This is a genomic window from Microbacterium sp. UBA3394, assembly GCF_002358725.1.
Lineage (GTDB): Bacteria > Actinomycetota > Actinomycetes > Actinomycetales > Microbacteriaceae > Microbacterium > Microbacterium luteum.
Map to the genome: position 1 here is coordinate 3,978 of NZ_DEPK01000127.1, position 5,028 is coordinate 9,005.

The following is a 5,028-nucleotide window of genomic DNA, read 5'->3' on the forward strand; positions in this document are numbered from 1 at the left end:
TCTGACGACGGGCGCCCCGGCGGACGAGGCAGCTACGCGAAGGGCATCGCGCGGCGGCAGGAGATCCTCGACCGCGCGATCGAGGTCTTCGCCGAGCGCGGATCCAAGCGCACGAGCCTGCGCGCGATCGCGAGCGAGGTCGGCGTCACGCACGCCGCCCTGACCCACTACTTCGGTTCGCTCGACGAGCTCCTGGTGGCGGTGTACGTGGAGTCGGGACGCCGCTCCGACGCGCGCGAGGAGCCCGCCGAGGAGTCGACGCCCGCCGCGACCATGCGCCGCTCCGCGCAGCAGAACCGGAGCATTCCCGGCCTCGTGCAGCTGTACTCGTCGCTGGTCGCGGCGGCGCTCGAAGACGGGCACCCCGCTCCGCAGGAGTTCATCACCACCCGATTCGCGCGACTGCGCCGCGAGATGGCGCTGCGGGTGTCGCGCCTGCAGGACGACGGCGTCATCCGCCCCGATGTCGATCCCGCCCTCGTCGCGGCCCTCGTGATCGCCGCATCGGACGGCCTGCAGGTGCAGTGGCTCCTCGACCCCGACGTGGATCACGAGGGCGCGCTGGCGATGCTCGACGCGCTCCTGTCGGGGCCGGGCGGCTGAGCGGTCGGCTCAGAGGGTCGCGACGAACGGGTCGAAGTCGTCCGGAAGCAGCGGAACGGGCGCGACGGAGCTGGAGACCGCCTCGGTCATGCCCGACTCCGCGGACTCCTGAGCCGACAGCAGCACATCCAGCACGTGCAAGCCGAGCTCTCCCGAGGCCACGTGGGGGCGGCCCGCGGCGATGGCGCGCACCATGTCCAGTGCCCCGAGGCCGCGCCCGACGGTGAGATCGGGGTGGGGGATGTCGATCCACTCCTGCTCCGTCTTCATCCCGTCGCGCAGCACACCGAGGGGCTTGACGTACGCGATGCGCCCCTCGAACCGGTTCGGGTCGGGAAGGACGATCGAGCCCTCGGTGCCGTGGATCTCGACGACGCCGTGACGCTCGAGGGCGGAGTCGAAGCTCAGCAGGCTCTGGGCCTGCTGTCCCGACGCGAACGCGGTGGCGACCTGGATCGTCGAGGGCACCTCGACGGGGAATCGCTCGCCCGCGCGCGGTCCGGTGTGGATCTCGCGCTCCGCACGGGCCTTCGTGCCGACGGCCGAGACGCGGTCGACGGAGCCGAACAGGCTGACCAGGGCCGAGAAGTAGTAGGGACCCATGTCGAGCAGCGGGCCCGCGCCGCGGGCGAACAGGAAGCCCGGGTTCGGATGCCACAGGTCGGGGCCCTGCGTCTGGAAGGCGGTCTGGGCGAAGAGCGGCCGACCGATCCGGCCCTCCTCGATGGCGCGGCGAGCGGCCTGGAATCCCGGGCCGAGCAGGGTGTCGGGGGCCGACCCCACGCGCACGCCCGCGGCCTCGGCCTCCTGCAGCAGCAGCGCGGCGGCATCCCGGTCCAGCCCCAGCGGCTTCTCGGACCAGACATGCTTGCCGGCAGCCACGGCGGCTCGGGAGATGTCGACGTGTGCGGCGGGGATCGTGAGGTTCACCACGAGGTCCACGCCGGGATGCGCGAGCACGTCTTCGGCGCTCCCGTGGCCCGGGATGCCGTACTTCTCGGCCTGCGCGCGGGCGCGCTCGAGATCCAGGTCGCCGAGGATCAGCACCTCGGTGTCGGGGAAGGCGCCCAGATTCTCGAGGTAGGTGTCGCTGATGACGCCGACCCCGATGATGCCGATGCCGACCGCGCTCATCGCACGAACCCGCCCTCGGTGAGGAACGTGAGGCTGGCGGCGATGTCGTCGAACACGTCGCCGGGTGCGTGGTCGTACTCGATGACGGCGTACTCCAGGCCGTGCGCGGCGCGCAGCGCGTCGGCGAGGGGAACGTCGGCCGTGCCCGCGTGACGCTGATCCAGGCTTGACGACGCGAACTCCGGCGCGCCGGGCGCCCAGGGGTTGGATGCGGGGACGACGCCATCCTTCACGTGCACCGCGACGAGGCGCTCGCCGAGGCGGTCGACGAGGGCGACGACGTCCTGCCCGCCGGTGAGGGCCCAGAACAGATCGAGTTCGAGCGCGACCCGGGGGTCGGTCTGTGCGACGAAGTACTCGTATGCGCTCTGCCCGTCGATGTCTGCCACGAACTCCTGTGCGTGGTTGTGGTAGCCGACCGAGAGGCCGAATCCCTCGGCGGTGTCGGCCAGAGCGTTGAGGCGGTCGGCGATGTCGGTGACGCCGTCGCGGGTGCGCCAGCGCTCAGCCGCGACGAACGGGTCGATGACGGTCTTCATGCCGATCGTGGCGGCCGCTTCGAAGACCACCTCGGGTGCGGGAGTCGGAATCGAGCCGTCCGGCGTCCAGAGCTCGTCGGACAGCAGCGGAGCGTGACCGGTGGGAGAGGCGAGCCCCGACGCGTCGAGGGCGGCGCGGACCTCAGCGGGTCGGCGCACGAAGTCGAAGGCCTCGACGTTCCGCAGCCCGAGGGCGGCCAACCGGTCGAGCGAGCCTCCCATGTCGGCGGAGAACTGCTCGGCGAGCGTGTAGAGCTGAATCGAGGCGAGCGGCAGGGCCACGGTGACCGTCCTTTCCGTCACCGGGCGGTGTCGACGACGGTGACGACGATGAGGATAACAGAGAAACCTCCATGCGGAGGTTTCTGATCGACCGGTCACCGTGACGACGGGTGACGAGCAGAACATGAGACGATTCCCGCGATGGACAGCGATACCCGTGGCGAGCTGCACCGCCTCCGCGCGCGAGCCTACGGGCACGCCGCCGACATCCACGATGATCCGGTCGCACTCGCCCGGCTTCAGGAGCTCGAGGAGCTCCACGCGAGTTCCGCGCCGATACGCGAGCCCGATTCCGAACCCGTGCCTGAGCGGGATGCCGCCGTGTCCCGCGGCGCGGAGACCGCGGCCGCCGTCGAGCCGCCGTCGACGGAAGCGGCCGATGACCGGGGCGAGCGTTCCGAGGCGTCGGAACCGGAGCAGCGGGCACGCACACGGCGCGATCGGCGGCGACCGCGAACGCCGCGCCGGGATCGCCTGATCTGGGCGGCATCCGTTCTCATCGCCGGGAGCGCGTCGGCCGCGATCACCTACGGAGCGGTCGCGATCACTCCGGTGCCGGTCTCATCCGGAGCCCCGCAGATCGACGATCTCGAACCGGCCGACGTCGCACTGCCCGCCGGTTGGATGGGCGCGGGGCCGAGTTCGGCGGTGTTCGAGTTCTCCGGACTGACGGCGTTCGAGACGGCGAGCGGCATGGGATGGAGCAGCGGGACCGGCGAGTGCCTGATGATCGTGCGCGACGACCAGATCCCCGCCGACGACGAGGCCGACGGCGGCTCGTACTCCTTCGAGGGGCCGGTGTACTCGGGGTGCCGCGTCGGCGTGTTCCCGGCGACCGTCGAGGTCCCCCTCGATTCGAACGCCCCGGAGGAGCTCGCCGCACGGTTCCCCGACGGTGTCGCCCTGCAGTTCGTGCTCGACGAGGATCGGCTGGGCGTCTACCTCGACGGCGAGTGAACCTGCTCGCGAGGCCTCAGTGCTGGCCGGCGGGACCCGCGCCGCGGCCCATGCCGCGTGATGCCAGGCCGCGCCGGCGCGCGAGCTTCGCGACTCCCGCCTTGCGCAGGCGGTCGCCGATCACGACCCCCAGGCCCGCGCCGATCAGACACGAGGCCATCGTCAGGGCGAAGAACGCGATCTGCAGACCCGGTGCCAGCGACCCGAGGTGGAACGACGCCCAGGACAGCAGCGGGTACACGATGCCGACGACGACCGCCCCGGCGAAGTACTGCCACGTCTTCCAGGATCGGTAGAGCACCGCGAGGAACGGCAGCTCGATGAAGAACGCCCACCACAGGCTCGCGCCGAGGAACGGGAAGGCGACGAGCCCCGACAGCAACCCGACCAGGAGCGCGGTTCCCGGGCGCTCGAGCAGGCGCATGCCGACCGCCGCCGGCAGCAGCCACAGCCCGGCGCCGGCCACCGAGAAGAAGGGCGCCACGGCGAAGACGGCGCTCGAGATCCATCCGGCACCCCACAGCAGCACGCCGCCGGCGACCCCGATGGCCGCGCAGGTGAGCAGGTAGACGGTCGAGACGCGGCTCATTCGTGCGCCTCCGGTGCCGACGCGAGCTGCGCCTTGGGGGTGGGTGAGGATGCGCCGACGCGCCAGTATCCGCAGAAGCTCACGAGGTCCTTGTCGAGGCCGCGGTCACCGACCAGATGCCGGCGCGCATCGGTCGGCAGCGCCTGCTCGCCGACGACGTATGCGTGGAACGGCGCGGCGAGGTCGCTCTCGCGCAACATGCGCAGGGCCGACAGGGCGAGGGTGCCCGGCTTCTCGTCGCCCTCGCGCACGATCCACCGCACGTCGATGCCGGCCGGATGCGGGAACGACAGCGCATCGTCCTCGCCCGGGACTTCGATGAGCGCGATCCCGGTCGCGTGGGCGGGCAGCGACGCGCACACGCCGGCGACGGCGGGAAGCCCCGTCTCGTCGGCGGCCAGCAGCACCCGCTCCGTGCCGCGCTCGGGGTTGAAGGCGAGGCCCTCGTCGATGATCACCACGCTCTCGCCCGGCTCGCAGGTCTCCGCCCACCGTGAAGCGGGCCCGGCGGTGCCGTCGGCCGCCGAGCCGTGCAGCACGAAGTCGACGTCGATCTCGGCGCCTCCCGTCGCGGTCGCCGCACGATAGGCGCGCACGGTGTAGTTGCGCATGACCGGGCGCATACCGTCGGGAATCCGCAGGTAACGCAGATACCCGAACAGCTTGTTGGCCTTGGCGGGGATGCGCTCCAGGCCGTCGTCGCCGCCGAGCGGCAGGAAGATGCGGAACCACTGGTCGTAGCCCATCGGCGTGAACCGGTCGATCTCGGCACCGCCGAGCGTCACGCGCACCCAGTGCGGCGAAAGTCGCGCGGTGCGCAGCACGGTGAGGCGGATGAGGTCCTGCGAGGTGGGCTTGACGAGGCGGCCGGCGCGGGCCATGGGATGCTCCGTTCGGTCGGGGCGCTCAGGCGAGCGTCCAGGG

At 71.6% G+C, this 5,028-nt stretch carries 6 protein-coding genes; 2 read left to right on the top strand and 4 right to left on the bottom strand.

All coding sequences use genetic code 11. The features are described from left to right. Positions 1-603 (top strand): TetR/AcrR family transcriptional regulator (locus B4E30_RS07775; protein WP_349676953.1); only part of this gene is annotated, 603 nt, incomplete at its 5' end. Positions 604-612: 9 nt separating this feature from the next. Here B4E30_RS07775 and B4E30_RS07780 read toward each other — a convergent pair. Both B4E30_RS07780 and B4E30_RS07785 read right to left on the bottom strand, forming a co-directional pair. Continuing rightward, positions 613-1,737 (bottom strand): Gfo/Idh/MocA family protein, encoded by a 1,125-nt coding sequence (locus B4E30_RS07780; protein ID WP_286794508.1) that lies wholly within the window; start codon positions 1,735-1,737, stop codon positions 613-615. Further along, complete coding sequence (locus B4E30_RS07785; protein ID WP_286794509.1) at positions 1,734-2,558, bottom strand: sugar phosphate isomerase/epimerase family protein; 825 nt, start codon at positions 2,556-2,558, stop codon at positions 1,734-1,736. The genes B4E30_RS07780 and B4E30_RS07785 overlap by 4 nt, the downstream gene beginning before the upstream one ends. Positions 2,559-2,699: 141 nt before the next feature. Here B4E30_RS07785 and B4E30_RS07790 point away from each other — a divergent pair, with 141 nt between their 5' ends. Next, complete coding sequence (locus tag B4E30_RS07790; protein WP_286794510.1) at positions 2,700-3,515, top strand: hypothetical protein; 816 nt, start codon at positions 2,700-2,702, stop codon at positions 3,513-3,515. Positions 3,516-3,531: 16 nt separating this feature from the next. Here the strand turns inward: B4E30_RS07790 and B4E30_RS07795 are convergent, their stop codons facing one another. Both B4E30_RS07795 and B4E30_RS07800 read right to left on the bottom strand, forming a co-directional pair. Continuing rightward, positions 3,532-4,104, bottom strand: a complete 573-nt coding sequence (locus B4E30_RS07795) for an ECF transporter S component (RefSeq protein WP_286794511.1) — start codon at positions 4,102-4,104, stop codon at positions 3,532-3,534. Continuing rightward, the gene (locus B4E30_RS07800; RefSeq protein ID WP_286794513.1) at positions 4,101-4,985 is read right to left on the bottom strand and encodes a siderophore-interacting protein; all 885 of its coding nucleotides are present in this window, start codon (positions 4,983-4,985) and stop codon (positions 4,101-4,103) included. The genes B4E30_RS07795 and B4E30_RS07800 overlap by 4 nt, the downstream gene beginning before the upstream one ends. Between the last annotated feature and the right edge of the window lie 43 nt (positions 4,986-5,028).